This is a genomic window from Streptomyces sp. YKOK-I1 (genome assembly GCF_054660435.1).
The window spans coordinates 6017457-6040101 of sequence record NZ_BAAGDR010000001.1; the positions used below are offsets into that span (position 1 = coordinate 6017457).

The following is a 22645-nucleotide window of genomic DNA, read 5'->3' on the forward strand; positions in this document are numbered from 1 at the left end:
GCCGGGAATAGCCGGGGGCGGGGGACCGTTCTGAGGCTATAGTTGAACGGTCAACAACCTTGGAGGGTGAGCGACCATGCAGTTCGGGATCTTCACGGTGGGCGATGTGACGCCGGACCCGACGACCGGCCGTACGCCGAGCGAACGCGAGCGGATCAAGGCCATGGTCGCCATCGCGCTGAAGGCGGAGGAGGTCGGCCTCGACGTCTTCGCCACCGGCGAGCACCACAACCCGCCGTTCGTGCCCTCCTCGCCGACCACCATGCTCGGGTACGTCGCCGCGCAGACGGAGAAGCTGATCCTCTCCACCTCCACCACCCTCATCACCACCAACGACCCGGTGAAGATCGCCGAGGACTTCGCGATGCTCCAGCACCTGGCCGACGGCCGGGTGGACCTGATGATGGGCCGCGGCAACACCGGCCCGGTCTACCCCTGGTTCGGGCAGGACATCCGGCAGGGTGACGCCCGTGGCGTCGGCGACTACGCCTCGTTGTGAAATGGTGACGCGAGGTGATGATAGGCTGGCTTCGCTCCCCTGGGAGTGTCGCGGCAGGGCTTGCCGCAGGGGTGACATCGCGTCAGCGGTCGAGCGCCCGTGAACCTCGGCCTGCGGGCCGGAATCCTCTCGCTGCGGCGCGGGGAGGAGGCCAAAACAACATCTTCTGGCCCCGGCAAGGGGTACGCGCCCAAGGACCGGGCCGCTCGGACCGGCTCCCTTCAGCGCGCACGAAGACGGGCACGCCCGAGTCGGCACCGCTGGCACGGGCGTGCCCGCGTTCATGCGGAAGAACTCGCAGGACGCGGTGCGCGAGTTCCGGCCCTACTTCGACAACGCGCCGGTCTACGGCCACGGGCCGTCCCTGGAGGACTTCACCGAGCAGACCCCGCTGACCGTCGGCACCCCCGAGCAGGTCATCGAGAAGGCCCTCGCCTTCCGCGAGTACGCCGGCGACTACCAGCGCCAGCTGTTCCTGCTCGACCACGCCGGGCTGCCGCTGAAGACCGTCCTGGAGCAGCTGGACCTGCTCGGCGAGGAGGTCGTGCCGGTGCTGCGCAAGGAGTTCGCCACCGGGCGCCCGGCCGATGTGCCGGACGCGCCCACCCACCAGTCGCTGCTCGCGGCCGCACGGAAGGAGACCGTGGCATGAAGCTCGTCGTCGTCTCGGCGGGACTGAGCGTCCCCTCGTCGACCCGGCTGCTCGCCGACCGGCTCGCCGGGGCGGTCGCGGCGCGGACGCCCGTGGACATCGAGGTCGTGGAGCTGCGCGACCTCGCGGTGGAGATCGCGCACCACTTCACCAACGGCTTCCCCGGACGGAAGCTCGCCGCCGCCCTGGACGCGGTCGGGGCCGCCGACGGGCTGATCGTCGTCACGCCGGTGTTCTCCGCGTCGTACAGCGGACTGTTCAAGTCGTTCTTCGACGTGCTGGACCCGGACGCGCTGACCGGGAAGCCGGTGCTGATCGCGGCGACCGGCGGCTCCGCGCGGCACTCGCTGGTCCTGGAGCACGCCCTGCGGCCGCTCTTCGCCCACCTGCGGGCCGTCGTCGTCCCGACCGCCGTCTACGCCGCCTCCGAGGACTGGGGCGCCGAGGGGCTGCCGGAGCGGATCGAGCGGGCCGCGGGGGAGCTGGCGGCGCTGATGGGCGGGCTGTCGGCGGTGCGCGAGCGCGAACCGGTGAAGGACGCCTTCGACGTCGTACCGTTCGCCGAGCAGCTCGCGGCGCTGCGGCCCGCGGGGTGAGGTTGCCTCCGGCTGAGTGAGAGGGGAGTAAGAAGCCCCGCGGAAGGAAGATCATCAGGTCGTCCGACCCGGAAAGCTTGGCAGACTGGCTTCGTGCCTCCCACCCTGCTGCTCGCCGAAGACGACCGCGCCATCCGCCACGCCCTGGAACGCGCCCTGGCCCTGGAGGGGTACCAGGTCACCGCGGTCGCCGACGGTGTCGAGGCGCTGGCCCACGCCCACAAGTCGCCGCCGGACGTGCTCGTCCTCGACGTGATGATGCCCGGGATCGACGGACTCCAGGTCTGCCGGGTGCTGCGCGCCGAGGGCGACCGCACGCCGATCCTGATGCTGACCGCGCTGGTGGAGACCGCCGACCGGATCGCCGGGCTCGACGCGGGCGCCGACGACTACGTCGTCAAACCGTTCGACGTCGAGGAGGTCTTCGCCAGGCTGCGGGCCCTGCTGCGGCGCACCAACCCGGGCGGTGTCCCCGTACCGGCGGAGACCGCTGCAGCCGCCCCCCGGCAGACGCCCGAGCGGTACCTGGAGGCGGCCGGGCTGCGCATGGACCCGCAGGCACGGCGGGCCTGGCGGGGCGAGCGCGAGCTGGAGCTCACCCGCACCGAGTTCGAGCTGCTGGAACTCCTCGTGCGCAACGCCGGGATCGTCCTCGACCACTCCACGATCTACGACCGCATCTGGGGCTACGACTTCGGCCCCGGATCCAAGAACCTCGCCGTCTACGTCGGCTATCTCCGCCGCAAGCTCGACCACCCGGCAGCCTCCCCGCTGATCCACACCGTGCGCGGCGTCGGATACGTGCTCCGGGAGGACTGAGTGGGCCGGCTGCGGCGGCTGGTGGGTGGGCCGCGGCCCAAACTGGTGTCGTTGCGGACGACCCTCGCGGTGTCCTTCGCGGCGGTGACCGCCGCCGTGACCGTGCTGGTGGGCGTGTTGTCGTACTCGGCGGCGGCGCGGCTGGTGCGGGTCGACCAGGAGTCGGTGTTCGACGAGGTGGTGCAGGATCTGCGGGACGAGGTGCGCGGGCACGCCATGGCGCCCGAGGACTTCTTCTCCGCGGCGCCCGGGCACGACATCGTGCGGCCCGCGCGGACCAATGTGCAGGTGCTCGGCGCCGACGGGGCGGTCGTCGACAGCGGGAGCCCGCGGCTGCCCGTGGTGGCCGCCGACCGGAAGGTCGCGGCGGCCCCGGCGGCCGGGCGGATGGCCGAGCACAAGGACGTGGACGTCGGCAGCGACGTCTACCGGGTCGCGACCGTCGCGCTCGGCGGCGGGCGCGGCGCGGTGCAGGTGGCGCAGGAGTTCAGCGACACCGAGGACCTGCTGCGGGCGCTCCAGCAGCGCACCCTGATCCTGATGACCGCCGTCGTGCTGGCCGCGGGCCTGTTCGGCTGGTGGCTGGCCCGGCGCATCACCCACCGGCTGGTCATCCTCACCACCGCCGCCGAGGACGTCGCCCGGACCCGGCGGCTCGGGGTGCAGGTGCCGGTCACCGGCCATGACGAGGTGGGGCGGCTGGGCCGGGCCTTCGACCGGATGCTGGGCCGGCTCGCCCAGTCGGAGGAGGACCAGCGGCGGCTGGTGCAGGACGCGGGGCACGAGCTGCGCACCCCGCTGACCTCGCTGCGGACGAACATCTCGCTGCTCAGGCGGATCGACGAGCTGCCGCCCGCCATGCGCGAGGACCTGGTCGCCGACCTCACCCAGGAGGCCCGCGAGCTGACCGACCTGGTCAACGAGCTCGTCGATCTCGCCGCCGGCCAGGCCGACAACGAGCCCCCGCAGAAACTGGACCTCGCCGACATCGCCGAGGAGGTCGCGGTGCTCGCCCGGCGCCGCACCGGACGGGTGATCCAGGTCCGGGCGAGCGGCGACACCACGACCGACGGCCGGCCCGGCATGCTCCAGCGGGCGGTGTCCAACCTCGTGGAGAACGCCACCAAGTTCGACCGCGCGGGCGTGGCACCCGTCGAGATCTCCGTCATCGGGCCCGCCCGGCCCGGCGTCGTCCGCGTCGAGGTCCTCGACCGCGGCCCCGGCATCGCCGCCGAGGACCTGACCCGTGTCTTCGACCGCTTCTACCGCGCCGCCGACGCCCGCTCCCTGCCCGGATCCGGCCTCGGCCTGTCGATCGTGCGGGAGGTGGCCCTCTCCCACGGCGGCGCCCCGTTCGCCCACCGGCGGGCGGGCGGCGGCTCGGTGATCGGGTTCACGGTGGGCGGGGGGTTGTGACGGGCGCGGTCGGCGTACGACGCTCAGCCCGTCGGGGGTCGGCTGTGAGGAGGGGCGGACGGGTTGCTGAGTGACCGGGAGAAGACCGTGCTGGCGGCGGTCGACGAGGCGGACGCCGTACGGACGCTGCGGGAGCTGATCGCGGTCCCGAGCGTCACCGGGAGCGCCGCCGAGTCCGAGCTCCAGCACCTGCTGGCCGGGCGGCTGGAGCGGCTGGGGCTGGACGTCGACCTGTGGTCCATGGACCTGCCGGAGCTGTGCGCGCACCCGGACTTCCCCGGGATGGAGGTGCCGCGCGAGGAGGCCTGGGGGCTGGTCGGCCACACGGCCGCGGCGGGAGACGGGGACGGGCCGACGCTGATCCTCCAGGGGCATGTGGACGTCGTACCGCCCGGTGACCCGGCCGCCTGGGAGGGCGACCCGTTCGTGCCCCGGGTGACCGGTGACCGGGTGCACGGGCGCGGGGCGTGCGACATGAAGGCGGGGCTCGCGGCGCAGCTCGCTGCGCTGGCGGCGATCAGGGCGGCCGGGGTGCGGCTCGCCGGGCGGGTCGCCGTGCACTTCGTCGTCGGCGAGGAGGACGGCGGGATCGGCGCCTTCGGGACCCTGCGGCGCGGACACGGCGGGGACGCGTGCGTGATCGCCGAGCCGACCGGGGGGACCGTGATCACCGCGAACGCGGGCGCCCTGACCTTCCGGCTCACCGTGCCCGGCCGGGCCGCCCACGCCAGCTCGCGCGAGGCCGGGGTGAGCGCGATCGACGCCTATCTGCCGCTGCACGGGGCGCTCGCCCGGCTGGAGGCCGACCGCAACCGCGACCCCGATCCGCTGCTCGCCGAGTACCCGATCCCGTACGCCCTCTCCGTCGGCACCCTGCGCTCCGGCGACTGGGCGAGCAGCGTGCCCGACACGCTCGTCGCCGAGGGGCGGCTCGGGGTGCGGCTCGGGGAGGACCCGGCCCTCGCGCGGGCGGCGCTGGAGCGGTGCGTGGCCGAGGCGTGTGCCGGCGACCCCTGGCTGCGGGCGCATCCCGCGACCGTGACCTGGCCGGGCGGGCAGTTCGCGAGCGGGCGGCTGACGGCCGGGCACCCGCTGCGGGACACCGTCGCCGAGGCGCACGCCGACGCCACCGGCGCGGCCCGGCCCCGGGAGCGCGGGGCGACGTACGGCAGCGATCTGCGCCACTACACCGGCGCCGGGATCCCGACCCTCCAGTTCGGGCCGGGGGACATCGGCGTCGCGCACAGCGCCCGGGAGCATGTGTCCGTGCGGGAGGTGACCGACGCGGCGCGGACCTTCGCGCTGACCGTGCTGCGGACGGTGGGCGTGAGGTGAGGTGAGGGGCGGCGCGCCGCCGGGTGCGGGCCTTCGCGGACGCCTGCCGCTGCCGGCGCCGTACGCCTGAGCGTGCGATCGGGAACCCCGGGCGGCCGGTTTCCCTCCTCCGGGGTGTCGGTGGTGGATGAGCGCGAGCGCGCGGGTCTGCGTACCACCGCCCGAGGGGCCCTGTGCGGATGCGAGGATGAGGCGCCATGACTGCCGGGTGGTGTACGCGCACACTGCGTGCCGCGATGTTCGCGGCCGTCTGTGTGCTGCTCGCCGCCCTGGGCCACGTCCTGATGTCCGGGGACCACGTCCCCGCCTGGGCGCTGGCCGCCGGTGCGGCCGTGACCGGCGCGGTGGGCTGGGGCCTGGCGGGCCGGGAGCGGGGTCCGGTGCCGGTGGTCGCGGTCGTGGTGGCCGCGCAGACCCTCCTGCACCGGGCGTTCGAGTACGCCCAGACGGCGGGCACGCCCCCGGCCGCGACCGGTTCGGGCTCGATGTCCATGGACGACATGAACACCATGAACACCCTGGACGCCGCTGGCGGCATGGACATGGCGCACATGGCCGGCATGGGCCACCTGGCCCACACGAGTCACGCGGGGAGCGGTGGCCGGGGTCTGCTGGAGGGCCTCGTCGGCTCCTCCTCGTCCGGGATGTTCGCCGCCCACCTGCTGGCCGCGCTGCTGTGCGGGCTGTGGCTGGCCCACGGTGAGCGGGCCGCGTTCCGGGTGCTGAGGGCGGTGGCCGGCCGGCTCGCGGCGCCGCTGCGGCTGCTGCTCGCCCTGCCCCTCGCGCCCGAACGCCCGCGCCTTCGGCCGCGCCGCCGTCACAGCGAGCGGGCGCCGCGGCTTCTCCTCGTCCACGCGATCACGTCCCGGGGTCCGCCCGCGGGGGCCGCTGCCGTCTGACGGCAGCCGGTGACCCGGGCCGCCCCTGTGCGCCCCGGGCTTCGGCCGTACGTGCGCGCAGGCGCCGTGGGGCCGTCTCCCCGTATCCGGACCGGGGCCCAGGTCCCGGCATCCGGACGACCGAGAAGGACACCCTCAGGTGATCACCTCCGTCTCCCCGTCATGCGCAGAGTTCTGTCCCGAGTCCCGTTCCGGGGCGTCCCGTGACGACTCGATCACCGCGTGGGCGCTGGCCGCGCGCGGTGGCGACCCCGCCGCCGTCGAGCGGTTCGTGCGCGCGCTGCACCGCGACGTCCTGCGGTACGTCGCCCATCTGTGCGGCGATCCCCAGGCTGTGGACGACCTCGCCCAGGACACCTTCCTGCGGGCGCTCGGCAGTCTGCACCGGTTCGAGGGCCGTTCCTCGGCGCGCTCCTGGCTGCTGGCCATCGCCCGCCGGGCGGTGACCGACAGCTACCGGTACGCCTCCGCCCGGCCGCGCCCGGCCGACGTACCGGACTGGCAGCTCGCCGTGGAGTCGGCCCAGCCGCGCGGGCTGCCCGGGTTCGACGACGGGATCGTGCTGCTCGACCTGCTGGCCGCGCTGCCGGACGAGCGGCGGGAGGCGTTCGTCCTCACCCAGCTCCTCGGACTGCCGTACGCGGAGGCGGCCGAGGTCAGCGACTGCCCGGTGGGCACGGTCCGCTCCCGGGTGGCCCGGGCGCGGGCCTCGCTGGCCGACCTGCTGGACGAGGCGGAGGAGCGCACACCTGTGGCCGCCTGAGCGGGATACGCCTGAACGGTGACCCGAATGGGTAAGAGTGCCCAATAGTGCGACATATGTGCTGTGCCGTACGCCCCGAAGCACGTCACGCACGAGAGCGAGATGAGTCGCCATGGAGGCACTCACCGCGCGGGTCACCGTCGACAAGCACGCCACCGTGACCGGCTGGAACGAGGGTGCCGAGCGGCTGCTCGGGTACCGGGCGGAGGAGATCGTGGGCCGGCCGGCGGCCGCCCTGCTGGCCGAGGAGCCGGCCGCCCGCGACCTCCCGGCCCTCGCCGCACTGCCCCGCTGGCACGGCACCCTCACCCTCCGGGACCGGTCCGGCCGGCGGCTGAGGGCGAGGGTGCTGGCGCATCACCGCGCGGCGCCGGACGGCCCCCGTGACTGGCTGCTGGTCTCCGCGGTACCGGGGTCGTGGGAGCCGCGGGGCGGGTCCGAGGACGACACGCTGATGCGGCGGGGGCTGATGCAGTCCCCGTCCTGTGCGACCTCGGTGTACGACACCGACCTGCGCTACCGCCGCTCCAGCCGGGCCGCGCAGCACGCCCTCGGTCTCGGCGAGGAGGAGCTGCGCGGGCTGCGGATGACGGACGTGATCCCGACCGCGGTGTCGGAGCTGGTGGAGCGGCGGATGCGGCTCGCCCTGGAGACGGGCGAACCGCAGTACGTCGAGAACCACGCCCGCGCCCCCGGCGAGTCCCGTGAGCACGCCTGGTCGGTCCAGCTCTACCGGGTGGAGGACCCGGACGACGGCCGGGTGCTCGGGGTGGCCGCCACCGGGCACGACGTGACCGAGCAGTACTGGGCCCGCAAACGCCTCCAGCTGATCGCCGCGGCCAGTTCGCGGATCGGCAGCACCCTCGATGTGACGCGGACGGCGCAGGAGCTGGCCGACGTGGCGGTGCCGGACCTCGCCGACTTCCTCAGCGTGGATCTGCTGACCTCCTTCGAGGAAGGCGGGGAAGGCGAGGAGGGCGGGGAGGGCGGTGGCGAGGGCGCCGGGGCCGGTGACGGGGTGTCGCTGGCGCTGCGGCGGGTCGCCCACCAGTCCGTGCTGCCGGGAGTCCCCGAGGCGGTCCTCGCGCTGGGGGAGGTGGACGAGTACCCGGAGGGCTCGCCGCCGGTGGAGAGCCTGCGGTCGGGGCGCGGTCTGTACCGCCGGGTGTTCCCGGCCGCGCTGCCCGCCTGGGTCGCCGACGATCCGCTGCGCATCTCCCGGATCCGCGACTTCGGCTTCCACTCCGTGATGGCCGTACCCCTGGCGGCGCGCGGTACGACCCTCGGGGTGGTCGTCCTCGCCCGGCACCGGCGTCCCGACCCGTTCGAGGAGGACGACCTGGTGCTCGCCGAGGAGCTGGCCGCGCGGGCGGCGGTCTGCATCGACAACGCCCGCCGCTACACCCGTGCCCGGGGCACGGCGGTCACCCTCCAACGCAGTCTGCTGCCCCAGCGGCTGCCCGAGCAGTCGGCGGTGGAGGTCGCCTCCCGCTATCTGCCGGCCGGCGCCCGGGCCGGGGTGGGCGGCGACTGGTTCGACGTGATCCCGCTGTCCGGGGCGCGGGTGGCGCTGGTGGTGGGGGACGTGGTGGGCCACGGCATCCACGCCTCGGCGACCATGGGGCGGCTGCGGACGGCCGTACGGACCCTCGCCGACATCGATCTGCCGCCCGACGAACTCCTCACCCATCTCGACGACCTGGTGGCCCGGCTGGCCACCGACGCGGACGCCGCCGAGAACGGGGAGACCGCCGGGGACGTGGGCGCGACCTGCCTCTACGCCGTCTACGACCCCGTCTCCCGGCGCTGCGCGCTCGCCCGGGCCGGGCATCCGCCGCCCGCGCTGGTCAGCCCGGACGGCGGGGTGGAACTGCTCGACCTGCCCGCCGGGCCGCCGCTGGGGCTGGGCGGACTCCCCTTCGAGTCGGTCGAGTTCGAGCTGCCCGAGGGCAGTGTGCTCGCCCTCTACACCGACGGCCTGCTCGACTCCCGCACCCGCCGGGCCGGTCCGTCCGGCGAAGGCGAGGGCGACGGCGCGGGTGTGGGCGCAGACGGCGATGACGACGACGGCGTGTCCCGGCTGTGCCGGAGCCTCGCCCGGCCGGCCGCCTCGCTGGACGCCCTGTGCGACACGGTCCTCGGCGGGATGCTGCCGCAGCGGCCCGCCGACGACGTGGCACTGCTCGTCGCCCGCACCCGGGGCCTCGACGCCTCCCGGGTCGCGATCTGGGACGTGGAGCCGGACCCGGCGGCGGTCGCCGAGACCCGCAAGAACGTGATCGAGCGCCTGGAGGCCTGGGGGCTGACCGACGCGGCCTTCGTCACCGAGCTGATCGTCAGCGAGCTGGTCACCAACGCCATCCGGCACGCCGAACCGCCGGTCCAGCTCCGACTGATCCACGACCGGGCCCTGATCTGCGAGGTCTCCGACGCCAGCGGCACCGCCCCGCACATGCGGCGGGCCCGCACCTACGACGAGGGCGGCCGGGGCCTGCTGCTGGTCGCCCAGCTCACCGAACGCTGGGGCACCCGCCCCGGCACGAGGGGCGGCAAGACGATCTGGGCGGAACAGAACGTCCGGCAGTGAGGTGACCCGGGGGAGGCGACCCGGGGGAGGCGACCCGGGGATGCGACCCGGGGATGCGACCCGGGAATGCGACCCGGAGATGTGACCCCCCTCACAGCCATCCGGGCGACTTTGCATGGTCATGCGTCATCATGCATACTCTTCCTATGTCCAAGGTCCTCACCTCCCTTCCGGTCGGCGAGCGCGTCGGCATCGCCTTCTCCGGCGGACTCGACACGTCGGTCGCCGTCGCGTGGATGCGCGACAAGGGCGCCGTCCCCTGCACCTACACCGCCGACATCGGCCAGTACGACGAGCCCGACATCGCCTCGGTCCCCGGCCGCGCGCACACCTACGGCGCCGAGATCGCGCGTCTGGTCGACTGCCGCGCGGCGCTGGTCGAGGAGGGCCTGGCCGCGCTCGCCTGCGGCGCGTTCCACATCCGCTCCGGCGGGCGGGCGTACTTCAACACCACCCCGCTCGGCCGCGCGGTCACCGGCACCCTCCTGGTGCGCGCCATGCTCGAGGACGACGTCCAGATCTGGGGCGACGGCTCGACCTTCAAGGGCAACGACATCGAGCGGTTCTACCGCTACGGCCTGCTCGCCAACCCGCACCTGCGGATCTACAAGCCGTGGCTGGACGCCGACTTCGTGACGGAGCTCGGCGGCCGCAAGGAGATGTCCGAGTGGCTCCTCGCCCACGGACTGCCCTACCGGGACAGCACCGAGAAGGCGTACTCCACCGACGCCAACATCTGGGGCGCCACCCACGAGGCGAAGACGCTGGAGCACCTGGACACGGGGATCGAGACCGTCGACCCCATCATGGGCGTCCGGTTCTGGGACCCGTCGGTCGAGATCGCCCCCGAGGACGTCACGATCGGCTTCGACCAGGGCCGCCCGGTCACCGTCAACGGCAAGGAGTTCGCCTCCGCGGTCGACCTGGTGATGGAGGCCAACGCCATCGGCGGCCGGCACGGCCTCGGCATGTCCGACCAGATCGAGAACCGGATCATCGAGGCCAAGAGCCGCGGTATCTACGAGGCGCCCGGCATGGCCCTGCTGCACGCCGCGTACGAGCGCCTGGTCAACGCGATCCACAACGAGGACACCGTCGCCCAGTACCACAACGAGGGCCGGCGCCTCGGCCGGCTGATGTACGAGGGCCGCTGGCTGGACCCGCAGGCGCTGATGGTCCGCGAGTCGCTCCAGCGCTGGGTCGGCGCCGCCGTCACCGGCGAGGTCACCCTGCGGCTGCGGCGCGGCGAGGACTACTCGATCCTCGACACCACCGGCCCGGCCTTCAGCTACCACCCGGACAAGCTGTCCATGGAGCGCACCGAGGACTCCGCGTTCGGCCCGGTGGACCGGATCGGCCAGCTCACCATGCGCAACCTCGACATCGCCGACTCCCGCGCCAAGCTGGAGCAGTACGTCGGTCTCGGGCTGCTCGGCAGCACGGCCACCCCGGCGCTCGGCGCCGCCCAGGCCGCCGCGACCGGTCTGATCGGCACCCTCCCCGAGGGCGGCGCCGAGGCGATCGCCTCCCGCGGCGAGGTCTCCGAGGAGGACGCCCTCCTGGACCGCGCGGCGATGGAGTCCGGCACGGACTGACCCGCACCGCACGGAAGACGGCAGCCGGAAGGCAGCAACGGAAGGGCCGGCCGGGCGCACGACGCGCCCGGCCGGCCCTTCGCCGTTGACGCCCGGCGGGGTTCGGCCTGGCCCTTGGTGGTCGTGACCTGCCCGCCGCCCTCGATGTACGTCACGACACCGGACCGGCGGCGGTCGGCGCCCCGGCCCTCCGCCATGGCGACGCGAGGGACAGGGCCACCTGGCGCGGTGGAAGACGGAACCGCCCTGGGTGACGTACACCCGGGCGGTCGGTCCATGGGGCACCGGGGAGCACTCGGTGCACCGCGGTGGGAGCGGCGGCCTCAGCCGTCCTTGCGTGCCACGCCGCCGTAGAAGCCGATCGGGGGCAGGGCGGGGTCGACGGGCTCGGTGGGGCGCCAGTCCGGGACCAGGACCAGGCCCGGCTCGAGCAGGGTCCAGTCGCGGAAGAACTCCAGGACCCGGGCGTGCTTGCGGGGGTTCATGCTGGCGGTGGCGCTGTTGTAGACCTTTACCGCGTCCGTGCGGCCGCCCTCCTCGAAGAGGTCGACCGTGGCGTGGGAGAGGATCAGGTACGAGCCCGTCGGCAGCGCGTCGAGCAGGGTCGCGAGGATCGCGTCCGGGTCCTCCGCCTCCGTGACGAAGTGCAGGACCGCCACCAGCATGAGCGCCACGGGCCGGTCGAGGTCGACGACCTTGCGGACTTCGGGGTGGTCGAGGACGGCCCGGGGGTCGCGCAGGTCGCCGAGGACGACGGAGGTGTTCTCGTCGTCGTCGCCCAGCAGGCTCCGGGAGTGGGCGCCGACGATCGGGTCGTTGTCGACGTAGGCGATCCGGGTGCCGGGGGCGACGGCACGCGCGATCTGGTGCACGTTGGGCTCGGTCGGCAGACCGGTGCCGATGTCGAGGATCTGCCGGATGCCGCCCTCCTCGACCACGTGCCGCACGGCGCGCTGCATGAAACTCCGGTTGGCCCGCACGGCCGCCCGCACCTCGGGGGCCGCCTTGATGAACTGCTCCGCGGCCTCCTGGTCGACCTCGTAGTTGTCCTTCCCGCCGAGGAAGTAGTCGTACATCCGGGCCGGGTGGGGCTTGCTCGTGTCGATCTTGGGAGAGGGCATGCTGCCTGGCTCCGTCCGAAACCATGGTGAGTGACTGTCAGATCATCATTTTGACACGGGTGTTGAGGCGGGTGTTGAGGCGGGCGTTGAGGCGGGCGTTGAGGCGGCCGTCCTCCGATCGGCGAGCGGCCGCTCCAGCGGGTGGCGCTCCACTGGACGGCGGGGTCCGCGAGGGCACGGTCCGGCTTGACAGGTGTCAAGTAGTGTGGGGGCGAAGCCCGGGGAAGCCGGGCCCGGCAGTGAGGAAGGCGAACGGTGGCAGCACGAGCCGCATCCGTGCGGAGGCCGGGGCGCCCCGGCGCGGACACGCCCGCGGTGCCCGAGGAGGAGAGCATCCTCCAGCGCGGCCTGGAGGCCTTCGCGGAACTCGGCTACGACCATGCCTCCGCCCGTGAGCTGGCCCGCCGCCTCGGCGTCAGCCACAACTTCATCAACGACCGCTACGGCTCCAAGGCCGCGTTCTGGCGGGCGGTCGTCGACCGCGCCCTCGGCGCCCAGCTGGCCCGGATGCCCGAGGTGGAGACCGAGGCCGACGACGCGGAGCAGCTGCGGCGGATCATCACCGGCTTCTACCGCAGCGCGGTGGACACCCCGCTGGTCGGCCGGATCTTCGTGGAGGAGCTCGCCCGGGACACCGAGCGGCTGGACTACCTGTACGAGCGGTTCATCGCGCCCACCCTCCAGATCCTGACACCCAGCATCGAGCGGCTCGTCGCCGCCGGCCGGATGGCGCCCGTCCCGATGGACGTCCTCTTCTTCGCCGTCGTCCCGCCCGTCTCCGGAATGGTCGAGGTGCCCCTCGCCCGCCGACTGGGCCGTCCGGAACCCGCCTCGCCGCAGCAACTCCTGACCACGGCCGAGACCTTGGCGGACCTCGTGGTCAGCGGACTGCTGGCGCGCCGGGGGACGACGCCGCAGTCCCCGTAGCCGGGGCGGCCGTGGCGGGGCGGGCGTCGCCGTGGAAGACCTGGCGCGTGTGCCAGTCCCGATGCGCGGCGGCGACCGGACGCGCCCCCGGCCGCGGATCGAGGACCGGACGGCCCGCGAGGGCCGTCACCTGCGCGCGGGCGGTCTCGCCGTGGCCGACGAAACGCCGGGAGACGAGCACGCGGTGTCCGTCGCCGACGCCGAGGACGCCCTTGTCGAAGAGCCTGTGGTGCAGCGAGCACAGGCACAGCCCGTTGTCGACGTCGTCCGGTCCGCCGTAGGCCCACCAGCGCACATGCGCGGCCTCCAGCCCGACCGGCACCGCGCCGATCCTGCCGTCGTAACCGCAGAACGCGCACCGGTACTCGTACGCGGTCAGCACCAGCTCCCGCATCCGCCGGTCCCGCTGCTGCCGCCGCACCGTCGCGAACGGCCGGTCCTGCGCGGGCTCCGGCTCCAGCCCGACCGCCTCGCACAGCTCGCCGTGCAGGGAGGGCGGGAAGTGCTGTTCGAGGAGCGAGCGGACGAGCCTGCCGAGCAGCTCCGGCTCCCGTCGCAGCGCCGCCCTCAGCTCCGGCACGAGCCGCCCGGTCGCCCCGGACGCCCGCAGGTCCCGCACCCCGGTCCCGGGGCTGCCCGGCCCCCGGTCGGTGCGCACCTCCCACACCCCGTCACCGACCAGGTGGTGGAAGGGATACGCGGGCGTCGTCCGGTGCGGCGGCCCGTACTCGGCCAGCAGGCGCTGGAGATCCTCCTCCACCGCGCTGTACCGCAGCGCATCGTCCGCGTCCCGCTGGAACCTGCCGAGGGCGTAGAGCAGCAGCAGCGGTTTGTGGGGAGCGCGGGTGCCGCTCCTGGTCCACTGCCTCAGTCTCGCGGCGCGCTCGACCCAGTCCATGGCGGGGGATCGTAGCGCCGAGGCCGTGCCGCGCGTCCCGAGGGAATCGTTGAACCCGACGGGCGGGACGCTCGTCGTCAGCGCTGGTCCGACGGTTCGCTGAGTACCCGCCGTGCGATCCGCCGTACATCCCCGTGCAACGCCGTACAAGGAGGTACGCCCATGACCGTCCAGCACGCACCGGCCGAGGACCTGCGCCTGACCGCCGGGGTCCATGCCGCCGTCCTGGCGCGGGATCCCGCCCAGTCCGAGTTCCACCAGGCCGTACGCGAGGTGCTGGAGTCCCTGGAACCGGTCCTCGCCCGCCGGCCCGAGTACACCCGCCACCGGATCCTGGAGCGGCTGTGCGAGCCGGAGCGCCAGCTCGTCTTCCGTGTCCCGTGGGTGGACGACGAGGGCCGGATCCAGGTCAACCGGGGCTTCCGGGTGGAGTTCAACAGCGCCCTCGGCCCCTACAAGGGCGGTCTGCGCTTCCACCCGTCCGTGAACCTCGGGATCGTGAAGTTCCTCGGCTTCGAGCAGATCTTCAAGAACGCGCTGACCGGTCTGCCCATCGGCGGCGGCAAGGGCGGCGCCGACTTCGACCCCAAGGGCCGCTCCGACGGCGAGATCATGCGGTTCTGCCAGTCCTTCATGCTGGAGCTCCACCGCCACCTCGGCGAGCACACCGACGTGCCCGCCGGGGACATCGGGGTCGGGACGCGCGAGATCGGCTATCTCTTCGGCCAGTACAAGCGGATCACCAACCGCTACGAGTCCGGCGTGCTCACCGGCAAGGGCCTGAACTGGGGCGGCTCCCACGTCCGCACCGAGGCCACGGGGTACGGCACCGTCTACTTCGTCTCCGAGATGCTCGCCGCCCGCGGCCAGGACCTCGACGGCCGCCGGGTCGTCGTCTCCGGCTCCGGCAACGTCGCGATCTACGCGGCCCGCAAGGCGCGCGCACTCGGCGCGAAGGTCGTCGCCCTGTCCGACTCCGGCGGGTACGTGGTGGACGAGGAGGGCCTCGACCTCGATGTGATCAAGGACATCAAGGAGGTCCGCCGGGCCCGGATCAAGGAGTACGCCGAGGTCGTGCCGCGGGCCCGCTACATCGAGGGCGGTTCCGTCTGGGACGTGCCGTGCACGGTGGCGCTGCCCTGCGCCACCCAGAACGAGCTCGACGAGAGCGCGGCCCGCGCCCTGCTCGACGGCGGGGTCGTGGCGGTCGCCGAGGGCGCCAACATGCCCACCACCCCCGGCGCGGTACGGCTCTTCCAGGAGGCGGGCGTGGCCTTCGGCCCGGGCAAGGCCGTCAACGCCGGCGGGGTCGCCACCTCGGCCCTGGAGATGGCTCAGAACGCCGGACGCGACTCCTGGACCTTCGAGGACACCGACCGCCGCCTCGCGGCCATCATGGCCACCATCCACACCACCTGCCGGACGACCGCCGAGGAGTACGGCGCCCCCGGCAACTACGTCGTCGGCGCCAACATCGCGGGCTTCCTCAAGGTGGCCGACACCATGCTGGACCTCGGCGTGATCTGACCGGGCCCGGATCCCGGGCCGCCTCCTTCGGTCGCAGCCCGGTGCCCGGCCAGACGGCCACGGTCACGAGCGCCGTGGCGAGGAGGACGACGTCGAGCGTGGTCCGGCGGCCCTCGCCGGTCGGATGGACGGCGAGGGCACCGACCTGAAGGAGGACGAAGCCGAGGGCGGCAGGACCAGCCCCGTGTCGCCGAGTGTTCCGACCGTCCACTGGTCGAACGAGGTGACCTCGGTGGCGCTGCCCGCGTTCATGATGAGGTGACCTTGCAGGTCACGCTGCACGCGGACGACGCCCCGCTGGCCAGCATGGGCACCGCGGCGACACTCACCCCGCGACCAGGACACCGGCGACGGGGACGGGTCTCAGGAAGCGTCTGCGCAGACGACGGCTGCCGGCGGATCGCGAACCCATGGGTGACTCCTGCAAGGTGCTGTGAAAGGCGACTACCGCTGAGTCGCCGTCAGCCGCCGTGAGATTGCCGCGACTTTGCCCACTCCACGCAGAGTGATGTGCCTCACGCCGGAATTGTTCGCGATGACGCCGATTGGCCGATTGTCGATCGCGACAACTGGCCCTCTTCCGCGCATCAGCCGCAGCCGACGTCAATTCAGTCGATTGCCCGCGCCGGTGAGCGCGGACGCGGACCGGTCTCGGGTCGTGGCGAAGGCACCCGTGGGTGGTGGAGGCGTCGAAACCTTCACCAGACGGAGGCGTTCGGTGGTCAGAGGCCGGCGCGCCCGTGACGGAAGTATCCGCGGAAGGAGATGTCGGACCTCGGCACGCGGCGCTCGCCGACGAGGTGGCGGCGGATGCCGGTGGCCATCGAGGACTCGCCGGCTGTCCAGGCGTAGAAGGGGCCGTCGGAAAGCCGGGCCTGCTTCACGGCGTCCAGGGCGAGGGTGCCGGGTTTGGAGCCGGGGTCGACACGGGGCAGCCAGTGGATGCTGCTGCCCGGCGGCATCGTGATGTCGGTCCGGACGTCGTCGGGCGAGGGGACTTCCAGGAGCGCGGTGGCGGGCAGGTCCGCGGGAGACGTCTCCAGGATGGAGAGGATCGCAGGGAGGGCGCTCTCGTCTCCGGCGAGGAGTTGCCACGTGGCGCCGGCGGGAGGGGCGTAGCCGTGTCCCTCATCGAGGAAGGCCACCTTGGTGCCCGGCGCGGCGGTGAGCGCCCACCGGGTCCCCGGGGCCGCTGCCTGGCCGGACGCGTCGATCTCGTGGAGCGAGACCTCGATGTCGAACGCCGACTCCTCTGGCCTGAACCTGCGGATCGTGTATGTCCGTACCCGCGGGCGCCGTCTGGCGCTCTGCAGGGCGAGGTGGAGCATCCATCGCTCACTGCTGGGCAGGACCACGTCCGCGTCGTCGGCAGGGTCGGCGAAGAACAGGCGGCCTGCCTGGTCGAAGCCGGTCTGTCGCAGGTGCCGGACGTCGTCCCCGCCGAGTGTGACGGTCATGAAGTGCGGGCTGGTCCGCTCGCTGGCCTGGACGGTCAGTGACAGCATCCGCCGCTTGTCGGGGCGCTGGACGGGTGGCGTCATGACGGTCCACCTCCTTGCGGAGCAGTGCCGGTAGTGGGGCTCATGGCATCACTGTCCGGGTCGGCGCCCGCCCAAGACCACCGGTAAACTGACGCCAGATGCCGAAAAGCCGCCATTCTTCGCCGCCGCCATCCGCCGTGCACGTCACGCCGCTCCAGTGGGCCGGGTGGCTGCCCCACGGCTCCCTGCTCGACCCCCACTCGCACCCTGAGGGGCAGCTCGTCTATGCCGCTGCCGGAGCGCTGGCCACGACCACGGAGCGCGGAACATGGGTCGCGCCGGCCAGCCGCGTCACCTGGACGCCCCCGCACTTCGCGCACTCCCACCGCTTCTACGGGCGGACCGACGTACGCCTCTTGCGCGTTCCGCTCGATCTGTGCGCAGAACTCGTGGACCACCCCAGCGTCTTCGCGGTCAGCCCCCTGCTGCGCGAAGCGCTTCTCGCGCTCACCGACAGCCCGGAGCGCCGCCCAGGCGCTCACCGGCGGCTGCTCACCGTGATCGTGGACGAGCTCGTCGACGCCGCCGAGCAGTCCCTCCACCTGCCCGAGGCCAACGACGACCGGCTCCGCGCCGCCACCGCGCTCCTGCACGAGGACCCTGCCCAGCCCACGACCCTTGCCGAACTGGGCCGCCGGGTGGGGGCCAGCGAACGCACCCTGAGCCGCCTGTTCCGCACCGAGCTGGGCATGAGCTTCCACCGCTGGCGCACCACCCTGCGCATCCATCACGCGCTGGCTCGCCTCACCGACGGCATGTCGGTGATCGAGACCGCGGTGGCGTGCGGGTGGTCCAACCCCTCCAGCTTCATCGACGCCTTCACCGAAGTCGTCGGTCAGACACCTGGCCGCTACCAGGCCGGCCTGCGCCACCACCACACCTGACCGCCTGCTTCTGCGCAGCTCAGGCAGCCTGTACCGCCTCCCCCGCAGTTTGGCGGCCTTCCGGTATCTGCTGTCCGATTGCCGGTGGTGTGCACTGCGGGAGGCGGCAGAGGGTGGGGACCGGACGCCGCACCACCCGGGCGGCGCCGCCGGTGGCGGCCATGCCGCGAACCGGTCCACCGCCCCGAGCACGGAGGCTCGCGCACCCTATGACCACGACACACGACGACACGGCCGTCGTCATCATCGGAGCCGGCGTCGCCGGTCTGACCCTCGGCACCTTCCTGCTGCGCAACGGCATCGACTGCATCGTGCTGGAGAAGCACCCCCGTGCCTACGTCGAGCAGCGCCAGCGCGCCGGGACCATCGACACCTTCGGGGTGCGCCTGTTCCGCGCGTGGGGACTGGAGGAGGTCCTGGCGGGCGATCCGATCCCGCACAGCGAGGGCGGCTTCTCCTTTCACATCGACGGCCAGGCGATGCCGATCGACGTGGACGAGGACAACAACGAGAGCCTGTACTGCCCGCAGCAGGTCCTCGTGCGCAACCTCACCGAGGTCTACCTGCGCGAGGGTGGCGACCTGCGCTACGAGGCCGCCGACATCACGCTGGAGAACATCGCCGGGGACCACCCCGTGGTGCGCTACCGGGCCGCCGACGGCTCGGCCCAGGCCATCGGGTGCGACTTCATCGCCGGCTGCGACGGCTTCCACGGCGTGTCCCGCCGCAGCATCCCCGCCGCGGCCCTGACCGAGTACTCCCACGAGTACGGCTACTCCTGGCTCAGCGTCCTGGCCGCCACCCCGACCAGACCGCACGGCATGGCGATCCACGAGCGGGGCCTGGCCGGCATGATCCCCCGCGGACCTCGGGCCAGTCGCATCTACCTCCAGTGCGCGGTCGACGACACCCCCGAGCAGTGGCCGGACGAGCGCATCTGGAACGAGCTGGAAGCCCGCTTCGGCACCCCTCCCGCGCGCGGCGGGATCCTTTCCCAGCAGATCGTGCCGCTGCGCAGCGTGGTGTTCGACCCGATGAGCCACGGCAGGCTGTACCTCCTCGGCGACGCCGCCCACATCGTCCCGCCGATGAGTGCCAAGGGCATCCACCTCGCCCTGTACGACGCCGAGGTCTTCGCCCGAGCCGTGATCCGCCACGCCAAGGAAGGCGACTCCAGCCTCCTCGAGGGCTACTCGCGGACCTGCCTGCCGCACATCTGGAACTACCAGGCGTTCGCCACGTGGATCACCGACACCATGCACAACGCCGGTCTCACCCGCTTCGAAGGCGAGTTCAAGAAGCAGATCGCCCGCGCCGAACTGCAGCGCCAGTTCACCTCGGACGCGGCGAACAAGCTGTTCGGCGAACTCACCGCCGGAACCAACTAGCAGGTTCCGGGTGCGGTGCTCGGGCGACGGTCCGGAACCACATCGGTGAGCACCTCGGTCAATGCGAGCTGGGCTCTCCCGTCTTCGGCATCCTCGGCGCGGCCGTCGAAGACGGGCTGTTGCCGCGCCTGACGGCCCCTCCCCGCCACCGAAGAGGGCGAGGCCCGAAGACCCCGCCCGATCTGCAAGAAACCCCAGGTCACGGCCACACAAGGCAGTACGGCTGATGCCCCGCCTCATGCAACCGGTGCGAGAAGTCCTGCCACTCGTGCAGCAGCTGGTACACGTTGAACGCGTCCCGCGGGCCGCCGCGGTCCGGGACCGTGGACCAGATGAAGGCGGCCGCGCCCACCGCCTCCTCGCCGATGTCGCGGAGGGGGTCGACGACCGTCATGGGGAGCTTCACGACCGCGTAGTCGGGATGGAGGACGACCAGCTCGAGCGGGGGGACCTTGTGCAGGGGGACGCCCTCGATGCCCGTGAGGACCATCGCGGCCATCGTCTCCGGCTTGATCTTGGTGAACATGCCGTTCATGCCGAGCTCGTCGCCGCCGAGTTCCTCGGGGCGCATCGAGATCGGGACGCGGGCCGCCGTCGCGCCGTCCGGCGCGCCGAAGTACTTGTACGTCACCCCCACCCGACCACCATTCCTGCTCCCGGCTCCATTCGGTACACCCTGGTCCTCGCCCGGGCTCATGTCCTGGCCCTGACGTGCTTCGTCGCGTCCCTCGCCCGCTTCCTCCAGGTCGCGCCGGTGCCTTCCCCGCCGGGCACGTCGAGGACCCAGGTCGTCAGTCCCCTCGCCCAGTCCGCCACCGCGATGCATATCTCCACCCGACTGCTTTTCTAGGACGCGTGGCCCCGGCCGCGCAACCCGATCATCGTGTCAGTGACCTCCCCCACGGCCGCCCGCCGAAACGTGCGTTGAAACACCTGTCCGCAGGATCTTCGCAGCCCTCGACACACGGTCATGGTGAGCTACGTCTATCAGCCTCAGTCCGTCTCATATCAGGCTCAGTCCGTCTCAGTTTCTCAGATGACGGCCGGTGCGGGAGGGGTCGGTGCCTTCCTGCCCCGCGGTCCCGCACGCCCACTGGCCTACCCTGGGGAGTCACTGGCAACCGGAGTCCAGCAAGTCGGAGAAGGTCGGAGAAGCCGCAGGTCATGAGCGAACTGCCCTATTCATACGATGCGCCCGTCTCGCAGGCGCTGTTCGACCGAGCGGCCGCCGTCACCCCGGGCGGTGTGAACTCGCCGGTCCGCGCCTTCCGCGCCGTGGGCGGAACACCCCGTTTCATGGTGTCCGGCAGCGGTCCGTACCTCACCGACGCCGACGGCCGGGAGTACGTCGACCTGGTCTGCTCCTGGGGCCCCATGATCCTCGGGCACTCCCACCCCGAGGTGATCGCCGCCGTGCGGGAGGCCGTCTCGCGCGGCACCTCCTTCGGTACGCCCGGTGAGGGCGAGGTCGCCCTCGGCGAGGAGATGGTCGCCCGGATCGAGCCCCTGGAGCAGGTGCGGCTCGTCAGCAGCGGGACCGAGGCGACCATGTCCGCGATCCGTCTCGCCCGCGGGTTCACCCGGCGGACCAAGGTGATCAAGTTCGCCGGCTGCTACCACGGGCACGTCGACTCGCTGCTCGCCGCGGCGGGGAGCGGGGTCGCCACGTTCGCGCTGCCCGACACCCCCGGCGTCACCGGCGCCCAGGCCGGCGACACCATCGTGCTGCCGTACAACGACCTGGAGGCCGTGCAGGAGGCCTTCCACCGGCACCCCGGTGAGATCGCCTGTGTGATCACCGAGGCCTCCCCGGGCAACATGGGCGTCGTCCCGCCGCTGCCCGGCTTCAACCAGGGACTCAAGGACGCCTGCCGGGCCAACGGCGCGCTCTTCGTCTCCGACGAGGTGATGACCGGGTTCCGCACCAGCCGCGCCGGGTGGTTCGGGATCGACGGCGTACGGCCCGATCTCATGACCTTCGGCAAGGTCATGGGCGGAGGGTTCCCCGCCGCCGCCTTCGGGGGGCGCGCCGACGTGATGGCGCACCTGGCGCCCGCCGGGCCCGTCTACCAGGCCGGCACCCTGTCCGGGAACCCCGTCGCCACCGCCGCCGGCCTCGCCCAGCTCCGTCTCCTCGACGACGCGGCGTACGACAAGGTCAACGCCGCGTCCGGGCAGATCCAGGCGCTCGTCTCCGAGGCGCTGACCAAGGAGAGCGTCGCGCACACCCTGCAGAGCGCGTCCAACATGTTCTCCGTCTTCTTCACCGACCGGCCGGTGCGCACCTACGAGGACGCCAAGGCGCAGGAGTCCTTCCGGTTCACCGCCTTCTTCCACTCGCTGCTGGCGAACGGCGTCTATCTGCCGCCGTCGTCCTTCGAGTCCTGGTTCGTTTCCACGGCCCACGACGACCGGGCCATCCAGCGGATCGCCGACGCCCTTCCGGCGGCGGCCCGAGCGGCTGCGGAGGCCACAGCAGCATGACCACCCCCGACAACAGCCTCAACGGCAACAGCGACCTGACCGTCGTCCATCTGATGCGGCACGGCGAGGTCGACAACCCGGACGGGATCCTCTACGGACGTCTCGGCGGCTACCACCTCTCCGAGCTGGGCCGGCAGATGGCCGACCGGGTCGCCGAGCACCTCTCCTCCCGGGACATCCGGTACGTCGTCGCGTCCCCGCTGGAGCGGGCGCAGGAGACGGCGACCCCGATCGCCAAGGCGCACGGGCTCGACCTCGCCACCGACGGGCGGCTCATCGAGGCGGACAACGTCTTCCAGGGCAAGACCTTCGGGGTCGGCGACGGCGCGCTGAAGAACCCCGAGAACTGGAAGCACCTCGTCAACCCGTTCAAGCCGTCCTGGGGCGAGCCGTACGTCGACCAGGTCGTCCGGATGAAGGGCGCGCTGGACGCCGCGAAGGACGCGGCCCGCGGCCATGAGGCGGTACTGGTCAGCCATCAGCTGCCGATCTGGATCGTGCGGTCCTACGTCGAGCGGCGCCGGCTCTGGCACGACCCGCGCAAGCGGCAGTGCACGCTCGCCTCGCTGACGACCTTCACCTACCGGGGCGACCGGATCGTCTCGGTCGGCTACAGCGAGCCCGCCCTCGACCTCGTACCGGCCCATCTGCGGGCCGGTGCCAAGCCGGTGAAGGGCGCGGCGCCGGGGCAGGGCAAGGCCTTCGGCGCCTAGT

The 22645-nt window shown here is 72.6% G+C and carries 19 protein-coding genes and 1 pseudogene; 16 read left to right on the forward strand and 4 right to left on the reverse strand.

The genetic code is table 11. The features are described 5' to 3' along the window. Positions 1–76 precede the first annotated feature (76 nt). From ACYQ8Q_RS26685 to argG, 9 genes and pseudogenes are all read left to right on the forward strand, one after another. Positions 77–1151: pseudogene (locus ACYQ8Q_RS26685) on the forward strand (LLM class flavin-dependent oxidoreductase). Then, entirely contained in the window at positions 1148–1747 is a 600-nt protein-coding gene (locus ACYQ8Q_RS26690) for an FMN reductase (RefSeq protein ID WP_460068373.1), read from the forward strand. The pseudogene ACYQ8Q_RS26685 and the gene ACYQ8Q_RS26690 overlap by 4 nt, the downstream one beginning before the upstream one ends. 105 nt (positions 1748–1852) lie before the next feature. Continuing rightward, the gene (locus tag ACYQ8Q_RS26695; RefSeq protein ID WP_358992529.1) at positions 1853–2566 is read left to right on the forward strand and encodes a response regulator transcription factor; all 714 of its coding nucleotides are present in this window, start codon (positions 1853–1855) and stop codon (positions 2564–2566) included. Beyond that, the gene (locus ACYQ8Q_RS26700) at positions 2567–3982 is read left to right on the forward strand and encodes a sensor histidine kinase (protein WP_460068374.1); all 1416 of its coding nucleotides are present in this window, start codon (positions 2567–2569) and stop codon (positions 3980–3982) included. 63 nt (positions 3983–4045) lie between these two features. After that, on the forward strand, positions 4046–5317 hold the full coding sequence (locus ACYQ8Q_RS26705; protein ID WP_460068375.1) for an ArgE/DapE family deacylase: 1272 nt from the start codon (positions 4046–4048) through the stop codon (positions 5315–5317). 197 nt (positions 5318–5514) lie between these two features. After that, positions 5515–6216, forward strand: coding sequence for a hypothetical protein (locus tag ACYQ8Q_RS26710; protein WP_460068376.1), 702 nt, complete (start codon positions 5515–5517; stop codon positions 6214–6216). A 139-nt stretch (positions 6217–6355) separates the two neighbouring features. After that, complete coding sequence (locus ACYQ8Q_RS26715; protein ID WP_460068377.1) at positions 6356–6979, forward strand: sigma-70 family RNA polymerase sigma factor; 624 nt, start codon at positions 6356–6358, stop codon at positions 6977–6979. A 112-nt stretch (positions 6980–7091) separates the two neighbouring features. Beyond that, positions 7092–9566 (forward strand): ATP-binding SpoIIE family protein phosphatase, encoded by a 2475-nt coding sequence (locus tag ACYQ8Q_RS26720; RefSeq protein WP_460068378.1) that lies wholly within the window; start codon positions 7092–7094, stop codon positions 9564–9566. Positions 9567–9712: 146 nt separating this feature from the next. Beyond that, on the forward strand, positions 9713–11161 hold the full coding sequence (argG, locus tag ACYQ8Q_RS26725) for an argininosuccinate synthase (RefSeq protein ID WP_460068380.1): 1449 nt from the start codon (positions 9713–9715) through the stop codon (positions 11159–11161). A 323-nt stretch (positions 11162–11484) separates the two neighbouring features. On the opposite strand, the gene ACYQ8Q_RS26730 is transcribed toward argG, so the two are convergent. Continuing rightward, positions 11485–12282, reverse strand: coding sequence for an SAM-dependent methyltransferase (locus ACYQ8Q_RS26730; RefSeq protein ID WP_460068381.1), 798 nt, complete (start codon positions 12280–12282; stop codon positions 11485–11487). A gap of 315 nt (positions 12283–12597) precedes the next feature. On the opposite strand from ACYQ8Q_RS26730, the gene ACYQ8Q_RS26735 reads away from it, so the two are divergent. Further along, positions 12598–13209: a TetR/AcrR family transcriptional regulator gene (locus ACYQ8Q_RS26735; RefSeq protein WP_460073498.1), complete on the forward strand. Its 612-nt coding sequence runs from the start codon at positions 12598–12600 to the stop codon at positions 13207–13209. Here ACYQ8Q_RS26735 and ACYQ8Q_RS26740 read toward each other — a convergent pair. Continuing rightward, positions 13163–14107 carry a phosphorothioated DNA-binding restriction endonuclease gene (locus ACYQ8Q_RS26740; protein WP_460068382.1) on the reverse strand — a complete coding sequence of 315 codons (945 nt, stop codon included), beginning with the start codon at positions 14105–14107 and terminating at the stop codon, positions 13163–13165. The two genes, ACYQ8Q_RS26735 and ACYQ8Q_RS26740, sit on opposite strands and share 47 nt — an antisense overlap. A gap of 162 nt (positions 14108–14269) precedes the next feature. Between ACYQ8Q_RS26740 and gdhA the strand changes: the two genes are divergently transcribed. Continuing rightward, the gene (gene gdhA, locus ACYQ8Q_RS26745) at positions 14270–15634 is read left to right on the forward strand and encodes an NADP-specific glutamate dehydrogenase (protein WP_460068383.1); all 1365 of its coding nucleotides are present in this window, start codon (positions 14270–14272) and stop codon (positions 15632–15634) included. A 124-nt stretch (positions 15635–15758) separates the two neighbouring features. Next, positions 15759–15896 carry a hypothetical protein gene (locus tag ACYQ8Q_RS26750; RefSeq protein WP_460068384.1) on the forward strand — a complete coding sequence of 46 codons (138 nt, stop codon included), beginning with the start codon at positions 15759–15761 and terminating at the stop codon, positions 15894–15896. Positions 15897–16356: 460 nt separating this feature from the next. Here ACYQ8Q_RS26750 and ACYQ8Q_RS26755 read toward each other — a convergent pair whose 3' ends face one another. Continuing rightward, positions 16357–17175, reverse strand: coding sequence for a siderophore-interacting protein (locus tag ACYQ8Q_RS26755; RefSeq protein WP_460068385.1), 819 nt, complete (start codon positions 17173–17175; stop codon positions 16357–16359). 98 nt (positions 17176–17273) lie between these two features. On the opposite strand from ACYQ8Q_RS26755, the gene ACYQ8Q_RS26760 reads away from it, so the two are divergent. Together ACYQ8Q_RS26760 and ACYQ8Q_RS26765 are read left to right on the forward strand one after the other, a co-directional pair. Next, positions 17274–18059, forward strand: a complete 786-nt coding sequence (locus ACYQ8Q_RS26760) for a helix-turn-helix domain-containing protein (RefSeq protein ID WP_460068386.1) — start codon at positions 17274–17276, stop codon at positions 18057–18059. 209 nt (positions 18060–18268) lie between these two features. Further along, positions 18269–19447, forward strand: a complete 1179-nt coding sequence (locus ACYQ8Q_RS26765) for a 4-hydroxybenzoate 3-monooxygenase (protein WP_460068387.1) — start codon at positions 18269–18271, stop codon at positions 19445–19447. Between the two features lie 199 nt (positions 19448–19646). On the opposite strand, the gene ACYQ8Q_RS26770 is transcribed toward ACYQ8Q_RS26765, so the two are convergent. After that, positions 19647–20273 carry a hypothetical protein gene (locus ACYQ8Q_RS26770; protein ID WP_460068389.1) on the reverse strand — a complete coding sequence of 209 codons (627 nt, stop codon included), beginning with the start codon at positions 20271–20273 and terminating at the stop codon, positions 19647–19649. Positions 20274–20611: 338 nt separating this feature from the next. On the opposite strand from ACYQ8Q_RS26770, the gene hemL reads away from it, so the two are divergent. After that, the gene (gene hemL, locus ACYQ8Q_RS26775; RefSeq protein ID WP_460068390.1) at positions 20612–21931 is read left to right on the forward strand and encodes a glutamate-1-semialdehyde 2,1-aminomutase; all 1320 of its coding nucleotides are present in this window, start codon (positions 20612–20614) and stop codon (positions 21929–21931) included. Then, complete coding sequence (locus ACYQ8Q_RS26780) at positions 21928–22644, forward strand: histidine phosphatase family protein (protein WP_460068391.1); 717 nt, start codon at positions 21928–21930, stop codon at positions 22642–22644. Before hemL ends, ACYQ8Q_RS26780 begins: the two co-directional genes overlap by 4 nt. The last annotated feature ends 1 nt before the right edge of the window (position 22645 follow it).